This window comes from Pseudomonas sp. 32_A, assembly GCF_017490905.1.
GTDB lineage: Bacteria > Pseudomonadota > Gammaproteobacteria > Pseudomonadales > Pseudomonadaceae > Aquipseudomonas > Aquipseudomonas inefficax.
Genome location: NZ_JAFGYI010000151.1, coordinates 1 through 548, shown reverse-complemented (window position 1 = coordinate 548; position 548 = coordinate 1). Strand labels below are relative to the sequence as shown.

1 protein-coding gene is annotated in these 548 nt (G+C 67.0%); it reads left to right on the top strand.

All coding sequences use genetic code 11. The features are described from left to right. Positions 1 to 163 precede the first annotated feature (163 nt). On the top strand, positions 164 to 548 hold a 385-nt coding region (locus J5M58_RS26030; protein ID WP_243432557.1), incomplete at its 3' end, for a hypothetical protein.

Genomic DNA, 548 nt, shown 5'->3' with positions numbered 1-548 from the left:
CGTAGTGGGGCGGCGTCAGGCGGTACAGCTCGGTGGCCACCCAGGGCAGCCAGCGCGCACCCATGGCCTCGCGCTCGGCCAGCAGGCGCCGGGCTTCGGCCTCGGCGCGCTGGGCGTGTTCCTGGTGGTAGTCGGCGCGACTCATGGGGCGGGGGATCAGCTCTTGGCGCAATTCAGGGTCTGCGGGTCGATGGTGATGCTGGCCAGCGTCGTCGTACAGGCCGACGAGGCCGCCGATGAAGCCAAGTTCCTCCAGGACTCGGTGACCTACTTCGACCAGGTCACCCGCACCAACCTGCCGCACAAGGTGGACAAGGTCACCACCCTCAACAGCGTGCAACTCGACCCGGCGAAGAAGATGCTGTATTACCGCTACGCGATTTCCAGCCTGCGCCTGGACCAGATGGACCTGGGCGCCCGCGCCAAGTTCGAGAACGGCCTGAAGACGCAGCTGGAAGGCACCACCTGCCAGCAGACCGACCTGCTGCAGCGCTTCCGCGAGCACCACCTGAGCGTCACCCACGAATACACCGGCAGCGACGGCAAGC